Origin of the sequence: Wohlfahrtiimonas chitiniclastica (assembly GCF_002252325.1) — a bacterium.
Classification (GTDB): domain Bacteria; phylum Pseudomonadota; class Gammaproteobacteria; order Cardiobacteriales; family Wohlfahrtiimonadaceae; genus Wohlfahrtiimonas; species Wohlfahrtiimonas chitiniclastica.
On record NZ_NEFL01000002.1, the window covers coordinates 93,051 to 109,192 of the forward strand.

A 16,142-nucleotide genomic window follows, 5' to 3' on the forward strand; every position below is an offset into this window, starting at 1 on the left:
TAAACTAACGAATTTTGTGTTTCGGGGCAGCGGTGTAGTGCGCCAAAATTTTATTGACGGTTTCGCTGTCGCCTTCTTGCTCAAGGGTTTTGAGCAGGTTGATCAGAGGATGCAGGACGCGATTGCTCATTTGTGTGACCACTTGGTCAATCACATCGTCCATCGACTGAGTCTGTTCACGGTGAGTCAGTTGCTTTGCTTTACGCAACGTGACGCCTTTTTGCTCATCCACATAGTGGAAGATGGCTTGTAAATGAACCGATAAGTCTGCCAGTTGCAGCCAATCGTCCCATTCAGACACACTGCGTTGAATGTAGGTTTCAGCTTCTTTTGCCGCAGCTTCGCGTGATTGATAGTTCTTTTCAACGATCTTATTGAGATCATCAACGGAATATAAGTAAATGTCATCAAGCTCATTGACGTTTGCATCAATGTCGCGGGGCACAGCAATGTCCACCATCAAAATGGGTTTATTGCGACGGGCTTTTAAAGCACGAGCTGCCATCTCTTTAGAAATGAGGGAAAAGGGCGCGCCTGTTGAGGCGATGACAATGTCTGCCTTTTCTAATAATTCGGGAATGGCTTCTAAAGCATGCACGGTGGAGGGAATCGCTAAACGTGCGCTCATCTCTTTTGCGCGGCTTTCTGTGCGGTTGGCAATGGCTAACGATTGAATGTTCGCTTCAATCAAATGCTCCGCCACTAATTCAATGGTTTCACCTGCGCCAACTAAGAGCGCGCGCTGTTCAGAGAGATCAAAGATTTGCTTTGCCATCTGCACAGCGGTGTACGCAACAGAAATCGTATATGCACCGATGTTGGTTTCTGTACGGATTTTTTTAGCCGTCTGAAAAGCGAGCTGAAAGAGCCGATTGAGGGTTTTGCATAAGGCATCGGCTTGCTTTGAGTACTCAAAAGCATTGCGAAGTTGCCCCATGATTTGTGGCTCGCCTAAAATGAGAGAGTCTAACCCTGCGGTGACGCGCAACAAATGCGCCACAGCGTCGTTATTTTCATAGTAATAGTGATACTGTTCGATGGTTTCCATGGAGATTTTTGCATGCTCTGTCCAGAGGGCAAAAAAGTCCTGTACGGGCACAGTTAAATCATCAATATAAAATTCTGTGCGGTTACATGTGGAAAGAATGACAGCGCCGGTCGCCCACCCATTGTTTTTGAGTGTGTGTAAAAATTGTGGCACTTTTTCAGGCAATACGGAAGCTTGCTCGCGAATTTCAACGGGAGCAGCCTTGTGATTGATGCCGATAGCTATTACTGTCATTGGTGGTTTGAATAATAGAAAGAGTGAATTCGTAAAAGTTGCATATCTTAGCAAATTTTACGCCATTCTACATCTAAAAGAAAACGATCGTTAGAGGGATTGATATAAGTCGCGTAATTTTGCCTGACTCAATGCAATGGTATCGGTGATCGGTGCAATCTGGGCTTGATCTTTCGGTGTGCTCAGAATCTCTAGGACTTTGTCATAAAGTTCAGGCAAATGATTGGGTGAAATGCGTCCATTTTCATAAAAGCGTGATAAATTTTCCCCAACGCCGCCATAATTAAAACCAATCACGGGCGTGCCGCAAGCAAGGGCTTCGAGCACCGTTCGCCCATACGATTCAGGCTTTGTGGTGAGGGATAAAGTGATGTTGGCCCGTGTATAAATCGCAGCCATCTCATCACAAGTGCCATACCAAAGGATGGCGTCTGTGAGCCCTTTTGCGGCAATGAGTGCCTTCATCTCTTCATAAAATGGGCGATTGCGTGCATCATAACCGCCCACAATTAAGGCTTTAACATGCGAAATGCCTTTATCCTTAAGCTTTGCCATGAGCTCAATCAAAAGGGGAATGCCTTTAATGCGAGTGATGCGCCCCGCGAGTAACAAAATTTGATCCTGTTCAGTGATGCCAAGGCTTTGAAGATGCATTGTCATAGCATCTGGCACTTTAACATTTCGATGAAAGATATTCGGGTCAATGCCTTGGGTGATGATGGCAAAGCGATTCACATCCGCGTGTGGATAAGCGTTGATTAGGTAATCTTCTAGCGCTTTAGACACCACAATCACGCGGTCAGCCTTGAGCATCTGCTCACTGTAGCGGCTGATGGAATTAAAACCATGCACAGTGGTGACAATGCGCGGGCGAATCTTGACGCGCTTTAATGCAAAATGCACCAGCCATGCTTGCAAACGTGAATGAATGTGAATGATGTCCGGCGCAATCTCATCAATGAGCTTGGCAAGTTTGCCAATTTGCAGCACTGAGCGCAGATTCTTTTTTTCAATGGGCAAGGTAAAGTGCGTTGAACCGGCTTTTTCTAGGCGTGAAACCAAGCGCCCACCGTTTGAAATCACGTAACTTTCAGCATACGTGGCAATGTGGGCACAGTTTTCGAGCACATAATATTCAACGCCCCCTTGATTGAGGGCGGGTAGAATTTGCAGAATCTTCATGAGAAAGGATTAGAGATCGTATTTATACCCATAACGTGGTTTGCTGCTTGGGCTAAACATTGGCTGAGAAGTGCGCCAAATGCGATAATCATCGGCGGTGATCATGATGACAGTGCTTTTGCCATAGCGTTCGATCTGTGCAACATCGGTGATGCGGCCAATGGCAGAAAAGCGCACATTATCGAGTTCCTCTGGCGGAATGTAACCATTGACGATGACAATCGCTCGATCCTTATTGTTGGCAATCTTAGCGGGGGCGGACTCTTCATTGAGTGGTGCGCTTGCGATCTCAATTTGTGTTTGTGAGGGCGAATATTGATACGCAATCACAGGGCCGCCCACAATCATTTTTTTGCCTAAAATGGCTTTTGCCGGCTGTGAAACGGCCGCTTCATACGTTAAAGCATCTTTTGCCGCAGAGCCAAAAGTGGATGAACACGCCGCTAATACGAATGTTAAAGGTAAAATTTGGAAGATTTTTTTCATGGTTCTCTCGTTCTTATCATGATGGGGCAAAGAGCGCCGTTTCGATCAATTGGCAGAGCATGTGTTCCACCAGTAAATGGGATTCTTGAATGCGTGGCGTGTGCGTTGAAGGAATTTTGATCATCACATCACACAATTCATCCATCATACACGCTCGACTGCCGGTTAAACCAATGGTGTAAATGCCTTTTTTGCGGGCAGCTTTTACGGCATTGACAATGCTTTCAGAGTTGCCAGAGGTGGAAATGGCGATCAATGCATCATTCGGTTGCCCGAGGGCTTCAACTTGGCGAGCAAAGGTATAATGGTAACCATAATCGTTGCCAACCGCTGTTAAAATGGAGGTGTCTGTGGTGAGCGCAATGGCCGGTAAACCTTCGCGCTCTAACTCAAAGCGACCGACCAATTCTGCGGCCATGTGCTGAGCATCCGCCGCTGAGCCGCCATTGCCCACAATGAGGATTTTGCCTTGCTCGCGATAGACGTCGATCAATGTTTCGGCCACATTTTCTAGGGTGGCAATGAGATTGGCATCTTCTAAAATGGCAGCTTTTGTGGCAATCGATGCTTCAATTTGTGCAATGATGTTATCTTTCATATCCGTACTCTTTTAAAATTGTACTCACTTTATCCACCACTTCTGGCGTCATTTCAATGGGTTCACCCCATTCACGATCCGTTTCGCCCGGCCATTTATTGGTGGCATCTAAACCCATTTTAGAGCCAAGCCCAGAAATGGGGGAAGCAAAATCTAAATAATCGATGGGTGTATTGTCCACCATGACCGTATCGCGAATCGGGTCCATGCGTGTGGTGATCGCCCACATCACATCATTCCAATCGCGGCAATTGATGTCCTCATCCACAATGATGACAAATTTAGTGTACATGAATTGACGCAAGAATGACCATACACCGAGCATCACGCGTTTGGCATGCCCCGGATACTGTTTTTTAATGCTCACCACCGCCATGCGATACGAGCAGCCTTCGGGTGGTAGATAAAAGTCCACAATTTCAGGAAATTGTTTTTGGATGATGGGCACAAACACTTCATTTAACGCAACGCCAAGCATAGCTGGCTCATCCGGTGGGCGCCCTGTGTATGTGGAGTGATAAATGGGATTTTGGCGATGCGTGATGCGCTCGACCGTCATCACAGGGAAATGATCCACCTCATTATAGTAACCGGTATGATCACCGTAAGGACCTTCTGGCGCCATATCATCAGGATAAATGTAACCCTCTAACACGATTTCAGCATAAGCGGGCACGGTCAGTTCATCGGAGATGAGCGAGGGTGCCACATAGGTTTTTTTACCACGCAACAAACCTGCAAATGCGTATTCAGATAAGGTGTCTGGAATGGGCGTGACGGCAGCAATGATGGTGGCAGGATCGGCACCTAAAGCCACGGCAACCGGAAACGGTTTACCTGGATTTTTCAGTTGAAATTCACGAAAATCCAATGCGCCACCACGGTGCGCGAGCCAACGCATGATGATGCGATTTTTGCCAATCACCTGCTGACGATAAATCCCGATGTTTTGACGTTTTTTATGGGGGCCTTTGGTGATGGTCAATCCCCAAGTGATCAAGGGCGCTGCATCTTTTGGCCAACATTTTTGAATGGGTAACGTGCTTAAATCCACATCCTCTTTTTCAATCACCACATCGCGGCAAGGCGGCGATGATAAGGTTTTTGATTTCATGGCGAGTACTTTTTTAAAGATCGGGAACTGCTTGATCATGCTGCGTAGGCTTTCGGGCGGTGTGGGCTCTTTTAAAAAGGCGAGCAATTTGCCGATGTCTCTTAAGCGGGCAGGATCCGTTTCGCCAATGGCGAGGGCAACGCGCTCAGGTGTGCCAAATAAATTGGTCAGCACAGGAATGGTATGATCTTTTGGATTTTCAAATAACAGGGCAGGACCACCTTGGCGCAACACATGATCAGAGAATTCTGTCATCTCTAAATTCGTGTCCATTTCATGGGTAACACGCTGTAGTTTGTTGTTTTTTTCTAAATAATCGATGAATTCTCGTAAATCTTGAAATTGCATGCCCACTGATCTCATCCAAAAAAATCGATTATAACATTAATGAAAATGGTCTGTTATAATTCCCCGCCCGTGAACAGACAAAATCAAAAGAAGAGGGCAAACATGTTGTGGGATGTGCATCAAATCGATTCGGAATTGAAAGAAGCAAAACGTGTACTCAATGATTTAGGGCGCGCGGTTACCATTTTTGGCTCTGCACGCATTCCTGAGGATGATCCTTATTATGTGGCAACGGTGAATGTTGCCAAAGCGATCGCACAACAAGGTTACGCCATTATCTCTGGCGGTGGCCCGGGCATCATGGCTGCGGCAAATCAAGGCGCAGTGGAAGGTGGTGCAGAATCTGTGGGTTTAAACATTATCTTGCCTCGTGAGCAGCATCCGAATCCTTATCAAACCCGTTCATTGCGATTTTCTCAGTTTTATCCACGTAAAATGAGTTTTTTCAATTATTCATGTGCGTACATTTGTATGCCGGGCGGTTTTGGCACACTCGATGAGCTTTTTGAAGTGATGACGCTTGTGCAAACCGGTAAATTGCAGCGCTCACCGGTGATTTTGTATGACAGTGGCTTTTGGGCGCCTGTGTTTGAGTGGTTTAAAACCACATTGCTGGATAAAAAACTCATCAGCACAGATACATTTGATTGGCTGCACATGGTGGATTCTGTTGAGGATGTTTTGGCGGTGCTTGATAAAAAATAACCATCACGCAAGGGCACACAGCACAAAGCAGCCGTGATAAAATGGCAGCTTTATTGAATCAATTATTGAAAAGGTAGAACATGCAGTCAGATCGTTATTTGTTTTGGGTAGATTTAGAGATGACCGGTTTAGAAGAGAACCTAGATCACATCATAGAAATTGCCTCCATCGTAACGGACAGCGACTTAAATGTTGTGGCCGAAGGTCCTGTGATCGCCATTCATCAGTCGGATGATGTGTTAGATTTGATGGATGACTGGAATCAAAAAACGCATGGTGAATCTGGCTTGATTGAGCGCGTGCGTGAAAGCAACATCAGCCTTGCTGAAGCCGAAGAGATGACGTATGAATTCTTACGTTTATGGATCGCAAAAGGTTCATCGCCTTTGTGTGGCAACAGCATTGGCACTGATCGCCGATTCTTAAAGCGCTACATGCCCCACATTGATCAATATCTGCATTATCGCAATGTGGACGTGAGCTCATTTAAAGAGATGATCAAGCGCTGGTATCCGGATGGCGCGATGTATGAAAAACAAAATACACACAAAGCCTTAGATGACATCCGTGAATCGATTGGCGAATTGAAGTTTTACCGCACCCATTATTTACAACAACATTAATCTAGGAGCGCACGATGCACAGCAAACATGATCACTCTGTCAAGATGACGATTAAAACGCCCGCGCAATTTTTAGCGTCCGGTTTTGGTTCAGGCTGTGCACCGGTGGCGCCCGGCACTTTTGGGACATTGGCAGCGGTGCCATTTTGGTTTGCGATGACATATTTACCTGATTTATGGTATGCCGTGATCACAGCCTTTGTCTTTGTGTTAGGCTGCATTGTCAGTGATCAAGCAAGCCGTGAGCTCAATGTACATGATCATGGCGGCATTGTGATCGATGAGTTTGTGGGCTTTTTCATTACGATGTTTTTAGTGCCTGTGAACATTTATACGGCGATTTTGGGCTTTGTACTCTTTCGCATTTTTGATGTGATCAAACCTTGGCCCATTCAATGGGTGGATCAAAAGATGAAAGGTGGCATTGGCATCATGGTGGACGATGTATTAGCGGGCATCATGGCATTGATCAGCATTCACTTGATCCTTTGGGGTTATGCAGTGCTTAGCTAAACGCATCGGGCGTTATGTTCGATGGCGAATCGGTAAAGCGCGCAGCAATCCGCGCTTTTATCAGCATTTATTGGTGCCGATTTGCTGCATTGCGCTGCTCATCATCTCCAGTTTTTATGTGCCGAAAGGGCAGAGATATGATGATGAAGCGTATGATGTTTATCCCATTGTTATCACTTGCCAATTAGAACGCATCATTGATGGGGATACAGTCGTTATGCAATGCCCGAAAGCCCATGATCCACGTGAAACATCGCGCCGCTCTGTGCGCATCTGGGGGATTGATGCCCCAGAAACAGGACAAAAGCCATGGGGTGATATGGCCACGCACACCCTGACAAACATCATCGGTGCACATCGATCGATTGAACTTCAGGTGATGGCAAAAGATCAATATGGCCGATTATTGGCTAAACTGTTTATTCAAGCACAAGATGTAGGGCTTGAGATGGTGGAAGCAGGCGCTGCGGTGGTTTATGCCCGCTATAATCATGATCAAGACTACATAAATGCACAAAAACGCGCTAAAATGTCCCGATTAGGCATTTGGCAAACAGCTGGCGCGCAACAACAACCCGAACAATGGCGGCGGCTGCATCCGTAAATCATTTGGTATAGATATGTTTTTAAATCATCGAGAAGAAGAATTAGCCCACAACGAATCCCTCCTTTTGTCACAATACACACATTGGTGGATTTTTGTCGTGCCAGGTTTATGGCTGTTGGCAGGCATTTATTTAGCATTGAATGCTGCGCTCCATGGATCGTTTTCTCTCTATTCATTGTTGATGTGGCCAGCGCCACAAAGTGGCACAGGGCTCGGTTATACGGTGCAAAGCTATCTTGCGATGGGATCAGAGGTGGTGCAAGCGCATCTACCACACTCGATGTATGAGTTTTTAAATGGCATCCGCTTGCATCCACGCAAGTGGCTCAGCCAGTTGGTGCTCCTTTATGCGTTGTATCGCTTAGTGCGTGCCACGTTAACGTTTTTAACCACTAAAGTGATGGTGACAGATCAACGCATTTTAGTGGTGACTGGGCTTTTTCGCCCACAGCGCGTTGAATTTCCGCGTTTACATGTGGATGCCTTTCACATTAAAAAAGGCCTCCTGAGCCGATTCATGGATGTAGGTACATTGATCATTCAGGCTTCTGGTGGTTTAACGGCACGTTTGCCCGCCATCAAAATGCCTGAAGCTTTGACCACATGCGTTGTTGAGAATGAAAAATGATGATGCTGACGCAAAACAATAATCAGTTGATGCTTGAAGGCGAATGGACGATTGGCAATACGCCCATCATTGAAAAATCGATTGCGGCGATTGATTGGACGAAGCTTGATTTATCCAATGCAATTGAGATCAATGGCAGCGCTTTAACCTCGTTAGACACAAGCGGTGCTTATTGGATGGGCACGATTGTCAAAGCGTTAAAAGCCAAAAATGGTCAAGCAAATTTAACCGCGTTTCATGGTGAATTTGCGAACTTGGTGAATTTCATCTCCGATAAGATGAATGCCTTTGAGCCCGATGCATTAGATGATCCGAAAAAAGATCCTTTCTTTGTGGCGGTGGGGAAGCGCACCTATTTGGCGAAAGATCAAACCTATCGTTTTTTTGACTTCATTGGCCAAGTGGCGATGGTGACGTTTAAAAATCTCGCCCATCCTTGGTCGATCCGTTGGAAAACCATGTGGTCAAATGTGCAAACTGGCGGCGTACAAGCACTCTTTATCATCGGTTTATTGAACTTTTTGATTGGCATCGTGATTGCTTATCAAGGCGGCGCGTTGTTAAAGCAATATGGTGCGAACATTTTTGTGGTTGAACTGATTTCGATTTCGATGCTCAGAGAATTGGCACCATTGATGACGGCCATCATTGTAGCCGGGCGGACAGGTTCTGCGATCGCGGCGCAAATTGGCACCATGGTGGTCAATGAAGAGGTGGATGCACTGAGCACCATCGGCATTAATCCACTCGATCAATTGGTGGTGCCAAAGATGTTAGCCCTCATCATCGCGCTCCCATTTTTAACCGTATTTGCAGACGTGTGCAGTGTGTTTGGCGGCATGGTGCTCGCGAATACGTATTTAGATGTCTCTTTTAGCACCTTCGTCGAGCGCATTCCGCAAGTGATGACGGTGGATACGTTATTGGTGGGCTTAGCGAAAACGCCAATCTTTGCCATCATCATTTCATTGACGGGTTGCTATCAAGGCTTTCGTGTCAGTGGTGGTGCAGATAGCGTTGGGCAACAAACCACCATTTCTGTGGTGCAATCGATCTTTTTAGTGATCATTTGCGATGCGATTTTCTCTATTATTACAAGGAATGTGCCGATCTAATGACAGAAACAGTAGACAATAACATTGCCATCGAGATTGAGCACCTTTATAACCGCTTTGGCACCCATTCAGTGCATGAAGATCTCAATATGACGGTGCAAAAGGGTGAGTTGGTGGCATTGGTGGGCGGTTCAGGCTCAGGGAAAACCACGTTGCTGCGCTCGATCATCATGCTGCTAAAACCCTATTCAGGGCAAGTGTATATGTTTGGTGAACCCATTTGGGGCATCAGCAATCAACAGCAAATGCAATTGCGTAAGCGCTTTGGCATGCTCTTTCAAAGTGGGGCATTGTTCAGCTCTTTAACGGTGTTAGAAAATGTGATGGTACCGATGAAAGAACATTTAAAGCTCTCAACAGCGGAGATGAAGGAGCTGGCGGAGCTTAAAATTGTGCTCTCTGGCTTGCCTGCCCATGCGGCCAATCTCTATCCCCGTGAATTGTCAGGCGGGATGATTAAGCGTGCATCCCTTGCGCGAGCGTTAGCGCTTGATCCACAGTTACTCTTTTTAGATGAACCAACCGCAGGGCTTGATCCTGTGGGGGCAGGGGAGTTTGATGATTTGATGAATCAGCTCAAAGACTCGCTCTCATTGACCATCATGATGGTGACACACGACCTTGACTCATTGTGGGCTGTGACGGATAAAGTGGCATTTTTGGGTGAAAAGAAAATTTTGGCCTATCAACCGATGCCAGAGTTGGTGAAAGACCCACATCCATTGATTCAAAAATATTTTCAAGGGCCAAGGGGCCGAGCAACAGAGGAAGCTTATGGAAAATAAATTCAGTTTTGCCGCCGTTGGCGTATTTGTGGTGGGCTTTAGCATTGCGCTGTTAGCACTTGTGGTGTGGCTCACCGTGGGCACCGATAAGGTCAAATATCTGCCTTATAAAGTGGTGACCAATGAGTCTGTCGCAGGCTTGTCTGTCAATTCTGTGGTGGATTATAAAGGCGTGGATGTGGGCGTGGTGCGTAAAATCGAGCTCAATGATTTAGATCCCCGTTATGTGATCATCTCCCTTGACATTGCGGCAGGAACACCGATTAAATCGGATACAGAAGCCGTATTAACCAGCCGCGGCATCACAGGATTGGTGGGCGTGAGCTTGCGTGGTGGTACAGAGAGTGCGCCGAATGTGGTGCCCACTGAAAGTGATCCTGTGCCAGAGATCAAAAATGGCCCTTCGTTATCGCAGCGTTTAGACACGGCATTTAATGATGCCACACGCGCATTGAGCGGCGTTTCTGAAAAATTAGACATGGTGCTGACGACGCAAAATGCTGAGCATGTGAACAATATTTTGCGTAACCTTGATGTGGTCACCAGTAACTTTGCAGAAAGCTCAGAGGATCTCAAAGAGATGGCGGATGATGCCACTAAATTCTTCCGTGGTTTAGAGCCGAAGATTGACAGAGCATTGTCAGCCATTGACTCTTTCAGTGCCATTGCAGAAAATGTAAAAACAGCCTCCGATGGCTTAACCTCAACGCTTGACAATGCAGACAGCACCTTAAAAGCATGGGGTGCAACAGCGGTGGAATGGCGCAACTTTGGGCAATCTGTGCGCTCGCAAGTGCCAAATTTAAATTCAACATTTACAGAGCTCAACAATGTGTTGTATCAAATGTCATTGTTGATCACACAACTGAACAATCAGCCGAACTCATTGATCATGGGTAAAGGCAAACCAAAACCAGGCCCAGGTGAATAAGGAGTGATGATGAAGATGAAATTAACAGGTTTAATGGCGGCAATGCTTGTGATGGTAGGGTGTTCTTCTGCGCCGTATAAAACGCAATACACCTTAGCCACTGAGGGTGCGAACATTGTTGAAACAGCGCATCAAAAGCCTTATGGCATTGTGGTGGGCGATGTGAAAAGTTTTGGCATGGGCAACAATGTGGACATGACCTATTCGCGTGATGCCAATACAGTGGAAGTCTATACGAAAAGCGCATGGGTCGAGCCACCTGTTCAGCAAATTCAAGTGGCAATTGCCAATGGTTTGATGGCATCGAATGCCTATCGTGATGTGGTGGTGTCACCGACGTCATTGACGGGTGCGTATAAAGTGGACACCACCATTCAAAAAATGCAGCAATATTTTGACAATGGCCACAGTTATGTAGAGTTGAGTTTGATGGTGCGTTTACTCAATAACAGCCAACAAAAATTGGTGTTCTCGAAAAAATACAGCATTAAAGAGCCTGTCGAAAGCTTAAATGCAGAGGGCGGCGTTGCGGCTTATAACAGAGCTTTAGCGCGTTTATTGCCAGAGATCATCCGCGACATTACGACACAATCATAAAGGCCATCATGCAGTATCAACACATCATTGAGGCGTTGCCCGCGCCAGATTTTTCAGAGTTTGTGCCGTTAAAGTGGCAACATCATGCTGTGGGCTGTATGCATGCGCGCATTGTACCGTTATTGGCGGCATATCCACATATTTTTCAAGATGTGGATGGGCAATCCATGCGCTTTGCGGATGAGTTTTTAGCGCTCGACATTGCAAAGCGTTCTGCATTGCTTGAGATCGTCAGCCACGCTTTAAAAGCGCATCATGTGGTGCCTAATTGGCGAGATGAACACTTTACTGTGTATTTAGATGCCGCGCGCACTTGGCCACTCTTTCAAATCGAGCGCGGTGTGTTGCCAGTGCTTGGGTTGCAAGCGCACGGTGTGCATTTAAATGGTTTTACTTTCATCGAAGGTGAGCCGCACATTTGGATTGCAGAGCGCTCAGCAACGCGCCCGATTGCCCCTTTAAAGTTGGATCAATTGGTGGCAGGTGGCTTGCCTGCGGATCTCACGTTGCTTGAGAATGTTTGTAAAGAAGCCAGCGAAGAAGCAGGCATTCCTGAAGTGGTGGCGCGTACGGCGCAACCCTGTGGCAGCTTGCAATATCTAACGCCCGCTGAAGATGGCTTTGGCATTCGCAATGACATGCTTCATGCCTTTGACATTGAGTTGCCCATTGATTTTATGCCCCACAATCAAGATGGTGAAGTGGCGCGCTTTATGCGTTTGCCCTTGCCGGAATTATGGGCAATTTTGAAAAAGCCTGATCAATTTAAGCCGAACACAGCTTGGGTGATGCTTCATTTCTTATTGCGCCGCGGTTGGCTAGATGTCTCTGAGGCGGAAGCTCGTTATTTAGCTGAACATTTATCACTCTCGGGAAATTATGCGCCACATCATCATTAAGGGTCGCACAGACCCAACGATTGCGGATGCTTTTGCCATTCGGGATGCTGTATTTACACAAGAGCAAGGCTACGCCGCAGAGATTGACATCGATGATTATGATGACATTGCTCATCATGTGATTGTGTATCAGGATGATCAAGCCATTGCCACAGCGCGCCTCATTCCTTTGGGGGATATTGGTAAAATAGGGCGCGTTGCGGTGTTAAAATCTCATCGTGGGCAGGGCATTGGGTTAATGCTGATGCAGGCGCTCATGACGCAGGCAAAACAATTGCCCATCACATCACTTGTACTCTCGTCACAAGTGCATGCCATTGTCTTTTATGAAAAATTGGGCTTTGTGGCGGAAGGTGAGATTTATTTAGAAGATGGCGAGCCGCACATTCATATGATGAAAAAACTAGCTTAAGTCTGCCCAATCAATCGGTGTTTTCCCATGTTCGATGAGGTAGGCATTGGCTTTTGAGAATGGGCGCGAGCCAAAAAATCCACGATATGCCGACAAAGGTGAAGGATGCACAGAGGCAATCACACAGTGCTTTGACTCATCAATGAGGGCGCGTTTCTTTTGCGCATGGCTGCCCCATAAGATAAACACGACATGCTCACAGTTTTGATTGATCATACGAATGGTTTCGTCCGTTAATTGCTGCCAGCCAATGTGTGCATGGGAAGCGGCTTTTGCAGCTTCAACGGATAGAGAAGTATTCAATAAAAACACCCCTTGCTTTGCCCAATTGACGAGTGAGCCATGAACGGGCGGCGTGAATCCTTCAATGTCTGTACTGAGCTCTTGATAGATATTGCGAAGCGAAGGCGGCACTTTAATCCCATGATGCACAGAAAAAGCAAGGCCATTGGCTTGACTCGGCCCATGATACGGATCTTGTCCTAAAATCACGACTTTCACTTGATCAGGCGGCGTCAGTTGATAGGCACTGTAGCGCTCAGCCTCTGTTGGATAGATGGTTTTTCCGGCATTTAATTCAGCATTTAAATATGCATAAATGTTTTGGCAATAGGGCTTTTTGCCTTCTGATTGTAGGAAAGGTTGCCAAGAGTGGGGGAGATCGAAATTCGTCATAATTTGGGTTGAATAAATATAGAGGTAAATAGGGATATTCCCATCAATGTGGATTATAATACCTCATTGAATCTGAAAAAACGATGAATCAGGGGACTAAATTTGGCACACGAACGCAGACACTCACGTTGGTATGAGCGCATACTCTTTAATGGCGGGTTCCATTTTGTGGTGGGTGTGGCGTTGATTGTATTGTTGCCCACATTGGTGATTTGGCCTGTACTTTATCAAACGCGCTTGTTTGATGATCAAGTGCAATATCACACAACAGCTGCAAATTTCCTTGCATTTGTGCTGACATTTGTGATGTATAAGCGCATTCAAGCCTTTCCTGGCGCACGATCTTTAACGTATTTATTGCCATTGGTACTCGTCAATTGGTCGTTGGTGGTTGTGGGCATTTTATTTTTGCGGTTGGATTATTCTCGTCCTGCCATTGTGTTGTCATTTATATTGGCAAATATTGGTGTGGCTTTAGCGGTTACCCTTGGACGGCGTTATCATCAGTTGAAAATTGCGGTTGTGCCATATGGTAATTATCAAGAGCTTGAGCAGTTCAAATCCATCGATACCCGAATTTTAACTGAACCCACGCTTGGCAATACGCGCTTTGATGCAGTTGTGGCAGATTTACGAAGCGATATGCCACACGAGTGGCAAACCTTTTTGGCCAATTGTGCGCTGGCAAACATTCCTGTGTACCACAGTCGGCAGATGGTGGAGCAATTGACGGGGCGCGTTAAAATCACGCATTTATCTGAAAATATTTTTGGCGCGCTCTATACGCGATCCACGTATGGCATGGTCAAACGCTGTGCAGAGATTATATTTGTGCTCCTGTTGTTACCCATTTGGCTGCCATTGATGCTGATTTTTGGTCTCTTGGTGAAACTTGAGAGCCAAGGTCCAATGTTTTTTACTCAAGAGCGCGTGGGGCTTGGGGATCAGGATTTTACAGTGTATAAGCTTCGCAGCATGTGCAAAGACTCTGAAAAACAAGGGGCGCAGTTTGCCACGCAAGGGGATGCACGTGTGACGCGTATCGGAAAATTCATCCGTAAAACACGCATTGATGAGATTCCACAGTTTATTAATATCCTCAAGGGCGACATGAGTCTCATTGGCCCACGGCCGGAGCAGCGCGTTTTTGTGGAGCAATTTAAGCAAGAGATTCCTTTTTATTCATATCGTCATGTGGTGCGCCCGGGGATTTCGGGGTGGGCTCAGGTGACGCAAGGCTATGCGGCAAACAGCGATGAAACGAGCATTAAGTTAGAATATGATCTCTATTATATTAAGCATTTCTCTTTTTGGCTCGATGTGCTCATTGTGTTTAAAACCATTAAAACAATGCTGACAGGATTTGGGGCAAGGTAGTGAGTGAACCTTCTTTAAAGCGCAATGCATTTGCCTTACTTGCGATGCAAGCAATTAAGTATTTAGTACCCTTAATTACACTGCCTTATTTAACGCGAACACTGGGTGCGGAACAATATGGGGCGTTTAATGTCGCGCTGAGTCTCACGCAATATGGCATTTTATTCATTAATTTTGGATTTAACTTAAGTGCAACAAAATATATTGCAAGGCATCGTCATCAACCCTTGTTAATCAGCCGGTCATTTTGGGAAACGATGATGGCTAAAATAGGATTGTTTGTCATAGCTTGTGTGCTTTTGACATTGGTCACATTGAATATAGAGAGTTTTTATATCATTCGTTGGTTAGTCTTTATTTTATTCTTACAATTATTGTCAGTGGCACTTGATCCGCTTTGGTTCTTTCAAGGTATTGAAAAATTAGAAAAAATATCGCTCATTGGTTCAGCTGTAAGATTATTAAATATCCCTTTGTTAATTTTATTTGTGCGCTCGCCAAACGATGTTGAGATTGCGGCCTTAATTCAATCAGGGCTATTGTTAGTGACGGCATTGATTAATATGATGCTGGTGAAAAAAGAGCAGATGATTTTTGTCATTAAATACTCGCAGCTCAAAATTAAGCATGCATTGAAGCAATCTTTGCCACTATTTATCGGGGCGGCAGCGATTAGCTTATATAATACAAGTACACCCATTATTTTAGGATTGGTCAGCAATTATGATGAAGTGGGAATTTATTCAGCAAGTTTCCAAGTGCAAATGGCAGCGATTGGTGTATTTTCTGTATTAGGGCAAGTGATTTATCCACGAGTGAATCATTTATTTGCAAAGAATCCTGAATCAGGTTACCGCTTTGTCAAAAAGCTATTAATTTATATGTTTCCAGTGATGTTGGTGAGTACAATTATATTCTATTTTACTGTACCGATTATTGCACCATGGTTATTAGGTGAGCAATTTAAAGCGTCACAAATTACATTAGAAATCATGGCGCCAATGTTATTTTTGATCCCATTTTCTATTGTATTTGCGCATAATCTCTTATTACCACTTGGGCATCAACGAATTTATTATTTAGTGCCATTGGTGTTAGGTATTTTACACGTGATGTATACAATAGTATTCAGTCATTATTTTGGTGCAATTGGTGCAAGTGGGTCCATTTTATTGACGGAGTTTTTAACATTTTGTGTATTAGCGGTATGTGTATATATAAAAACTAATTTGATTAGAAAATAGAAATTGAAGTGAGTGTAACCAA

19 protein-coding genes are annotated in these 16,142 nt (G+C 45.4%); 13 read left to right on the top strand and 6 right to left on the bottom strand.

The window, feature by feature from the left end; all coding sequences use genetic code 11:
* Positions 1-4 precede the first annotated feature (4 nt).
* The 5 genes from hemA to ubiD form a co-directional block, all read right to left on the bottom strand.
* Positions 5-1,282 carry a glutamyl-tRNA reductase gene (gene hemA, locus B9T10_RS05625; protein ID WP_082818402.1) on the bottom strand — a complete coding sequence of 426 codons (1,278 nt, stop codon included), beginning with the start codon at positions 1,280-1,282 and terminating at the stop codon, positions 5-7.
* 90 nt (positions 1,283-1,372) lie between these two features.
* Positions 1,373-2,464 (bottom strand): glycosyltransferase, encoded by a 1,092-nt coding sequence (locus B9T10_RS05630; protein ID WP_094538055.1) that lies wholly within the window; start codon positions 2,462-2,464, stop codon positions 1,373-1,375.
* A gap of 9 nt (positions 2,465-2,473) precedes the next feature.
* Positions 2,474-2,950: a Slp family lipoprotein gene (locus B9T10_RS05635; protein WP_008316228.1), complete on the bottom strand. Its 477-nt coding sequence runs from the start codon at positions 2,948-2,950 to the stop codon at positions 2,474-2,476.
* 16 nt (positions 2,951-2,966) lie between these two features.
* Positions 2,967-3,548 (bottom strand): D-sedoheptulose-7-phosphate isomerase, encoded by a 582-nt coding sequence (locus tag B9T10_RS05640; protein WP_008316230.1) that lies wholly within the window; start codon positions 3,546-3,548, stop codon positions 2,967-2,969.
* Positions 3,538-5,010 carry a 4-hydroxy-3-polyprenylbenzoate decarboxylase gene (ubiD, locus tag B9T10_RS05645; protein WP_063504224.1) on the bottom strand — a complete coding sequence of 491 codons (1,473 nt, stop codon included), beginning with the start codon at positions 5,008-5,010 and terminating at the stop codon, positions 3,538-3,540. The genes B9T10_RS05640 and ubiD overlap by 11 nt, the downstream gene beginning before the upstream one ends.
* A gap of 102 nt (positions 5,011-5,112) precedes the next feature.
* Between ubiD and B9T10_RS05650 the strand changes: the two genes are divergently transcribed.
* The 11 genes from B9T10_RS05650 to B9T10_RS05700 all read left to right on the top strand — a co-directional run bounded on the left by B9T10_RS05650 (position 5,113) and on the right by B9T10_RS05700 (position 12,824).
* Positions 5,113-5,715: an LOG family protein gene (locus tag B9T10_RS05650; protein WP_018122442.1), complete on the top strand. Its 603-nt coding sequence runs from the start codon at positions 5,113-5,115 to the stop codon at positions 5,713-5,715.
* 80 nt (positions 5,716-5,795) lie between these two features.
* Positions 5,796-6,338 (top strand): oligoribonuclease, encoded by a 543-nt coding sequence (gene orn / locus B9T10_RS05655; protein WP_094538056.1) that lies wholly within the window; start codon positions 5,796-5,798, stop codon positions 6,336-6,338.
* Between the two features lie 14 nt (positions 6,339-6,352).
* Positions 6,353-6,850 carry a phosphatidylglycerophosphatase A family protein gene (locus tag B9T10_RS05660; protein WP_008316238.1) on the top strand — a complete coding sequence of 166 codons (498 nt, stop codon included), beginning with the start codon at positions 6,353-6,355 and terminating at the stop codon, positions 6,848-6,850.
* Positions 6,834-7,454, top strand: a complete 621-nt coding sequence (locus tag B9T10_RS05665) for a thermonuclease family protein (protein ID WP_246782165.1) — start codon at positions 6,834-6,836, stop codon at positions 7,452-7,454. The genes B9T10_RS05660 and B9T10_RS05665 overlap by 17 nt, the downstream gene beginning before the upstream one ends.
* A 16-nt stretch (positions 7,455-7,470) precedes the next feature.
* Positions 7,471-8,085, top strand: coding sequence for a PH domain-containing protein (locus tag B9T10_RS05670; RefSeq protein ID WP_063455500.1), 615 nt, complete (start codon positions 7,471-7,473; stop codon positions 8,083-8,085).
* Positions 8,082-9,200 (top strand): MlaE family ABC transporter permease, encoded by a 1,119-nt coding sequence (locus B9T10_RS05675; RefSeq protein ID WP_246534849.1) that lies wholly within the window; start codon positions 8,082-8,084, stop codon positions 9,198-9,200. Before B9T10_RS05670 ends, B9T10_RS05675 begins: the two co-directional genes overlap by 4 nt.
* Complete coding sequence (locus tag B9T10_RS05680) at positions 9,200-9,985, top strand: ABC transporter ATP-binding protein (protein ID WP_008316242.1); 786 nt, start codon at positions 9,200-9,202, stop codon at positions 9,983-9,985. The genes B9T10_RS05675 and B9T10_RS05680 overlap by 1 nt, the downstream gene beginning before the upstream one ends.
* Entirely contained in the window at positions 9,975-10,916 is a 942-nt protein-coding gene (locus tag B9T10_RS05685; protein ID WP_008316243.1) for an MlaD family protein, read from the top strand. The genes B9T10_RS05680 and B9T10_RS05685 overlap by 11 nt, the downstream gene beginning before the upstream one ends.
* Before the next feature lie 6 nt (positions 10,917-10,922).
* Entirely contained in the window at positions 10,923-11,513 is a 591-nt protein-coding gene (locus B9T10_RS05690) for an ABC-type transport auxiliary lipoprotein family protein (protein ID WP_246782091.1), read from the top strand.
* 8 nt (positions 11,514-11,521) lie between these two features.
* Entirely contained in the window at positions 11,522-12,412 is an 891-nt protein-coding gene (locus B9T10_RS05695; RefSeq protein ID WP_094538057.1) for an NUDIX hydrolase, read from the top strand.
* Positions 12,393-12,824 carry a GNAT family N-acetyltransferase gene (locus tag B9T10_RS05700; protein ID WP_094538058.1) on the top strand — a complete coding sequence of 144 codons (432 nt, stop codon included), beginning with the start codon at positions 12,393-12,395 and terminating at the stop codon, positions 12,822-12,824. Before B9T10_RS05695 ends, B9T10_RS05700 begins: the two co-directional genes overlap by 20 nt.
* Here B9T10_RS05700 and ung read toward each other — a convergent pair.
* Positions 12,816-13,499 carry a uracil-DNA glycosylase gene (gene ung, locus B9T10_RS05705; RefSeq protein WP_094538059.1) on the bottom strand — a complete coding sequence of 228 codons (684 nt, stop codon included), beginning with the start codon at positions 13,497-13,499 and terminating at the stop codon, positions 12,816-12,818. The genes B9T10_RS05700 and ung overlap by 9 nt on opposite strands.
* Before the next feature lie 102 nt (positions 13,500-13,601).
* Here ung and B9T10_RS05710 point away from each other — a divergent pair, with 102 nt between their 5' ends.
* On the top strand, positions 13,602-14,876 hold the full coding sequence (locus B9T10_RS05710; protein ID WP_246782166.1) for an exopolysaccharide biosynthesis polyprenyl glycosylphosphotransferase: 1,275 nt from the start codon (positions 13,602-13,604) through the stop codon (positions 14,874-14,876).
* Entirely contained in the window at positions 14,876-16,120 is a 1,245-nt protein-coding gene (locus B9T10_RS05715) for a flippase (protein ID WP_094538060.1), read from the top strand. The genes B9T10_RS05710 and B9T10_RS05715 overlap by 1 nt, the downstream gene beginning before the upstream one ends.
* Positions 16,121-16,142: the final 22 nt, after the last annotated feature.

What these genes read in the sequence shown, in the direction of transcription:
- hemA (WP_082818402.1), bottom strand. Translation starts at nt 1,282, where the DNA reads ATGACAGTAATAGCTATCGGCATCAATCACAAGGCTGCTCCCGTTGAA.
- B9T10_RS05630 (WP_094538055.1), bottom strand. Translation starts at nt 2,464, where the DNA reads ATGAAGATTCTGCAAATTCTACCCGCCCTCAATCAAGGGGGCGTTGAA.
- B9T10_RS05635 (WP_008316228.1), bottom strand. Translation starts at nt 2,950, where the DNA reads ATGAAAAAAATCTTCCAAATTTTACCTTTAACATTCGTATTAGCGGCG.
- B9T10_RS05640 (WP_008316230.1), bottom strand. Translation starts at nt 3,548, where the DNA reads ATGAAAGATAACATCATTGCACAAATTGAAGCATCGATTGCCACAAAA.
- ubiD (WP_063504224.1), bottom strand. Translation starts at nt 5,010, where the DNA reads ATGCAATTTCAAGATTTACGAGAATTCATCGATTATTTAGAAAAAAAC.
- B9T10_RS05650 (WP_018122442.1), top strand. Translation starts at nt 5,113, where the DNA reads ATGTTGTGGGATGTGCATCAAATCGATTCGGAATTGAAAGAAGCAAAA.
- orn (WP_094538056.1), top strand. Translation starts at nt 5,796, where the DNA reads ATGCAGTCAGATCGTTATTTGTTTTGGGTAGATTTAGAGATGACCGGT.
- B9T10_RS05660 (WP_008316238.1), top strand. Translation starts at nt 6,353, where the DNA reads ATGCACAGCAAACATGATCACTCTGTCAAGATGACGATTAAAACGCCC.
- B9T10_RS05665 (WP_246782165.1), top strand. Translation starts at nt 6,834, where the DNA reads ATGCAGTGCTTAGCTAAACGCATCGGGCGTTATGTTCGATGGCGAATC.
- B9T10_RS05670 (WP_063455500.1), top strand. Translation starts at nt 7,471, where the DNA reads ATGTTTTTAAATCATCGAGAAGAAGAATTAGCCCACAACGAATCCCTC.
- B9T10_RS05675 (WP_246534849.1), top strand. Translation starts at nt 8,082, where the DNA reads ATGATGATGCTGACGCAAAACAATAATCAGTTGATGCTTGAAGGCGAA.
- B9T10_RS05680 (WP_008316242.1), top strand. Translation starts at nt 9,200, where the DNA reads ATGACAGAAACAGTAGACAATAACATTGCCATCGAGATTGAGCACCTT.
- B9T10_RS05685 (WP_008316243.1), top strand. Translation starts at nt 9,975, where the DNA reads ATGGAAAATAAATTCAGTTTTGCCGCCGTTGGCGTATTTGTGGTGGGC.
- B9T10_RS05690 (WP_246782091.1), top strand. Translation starts at nt 10,923, where the DNA reads ATGATGAAGATGAAATTAACAGGTTTAATGGCGGCAATGCTTGTGATG.
- B9T10_RS05695 (WP_094538057.1), top strand. Translation starts at nt 11,522, where the DNA reads ATGCAGTATCAACACATCATTGAGGCGTTGCCCGCGCCAGATTTTTCA.
- B9T10_RS05700 (WP_094538058.1), top strand. Translation starts at nt 12,393, where the DNA reads ATGCGCCACATCATCATTAAGGGTCGCACAGACCCAACGATTGCGGAT.
- ung (WP_094538059.1), bottom strand. Translation starts at nt 13,499, where the DNA reads ATGACGAATTTCGATCTCCCCCACTCTTGGCAACCTTTCCTACAATCA.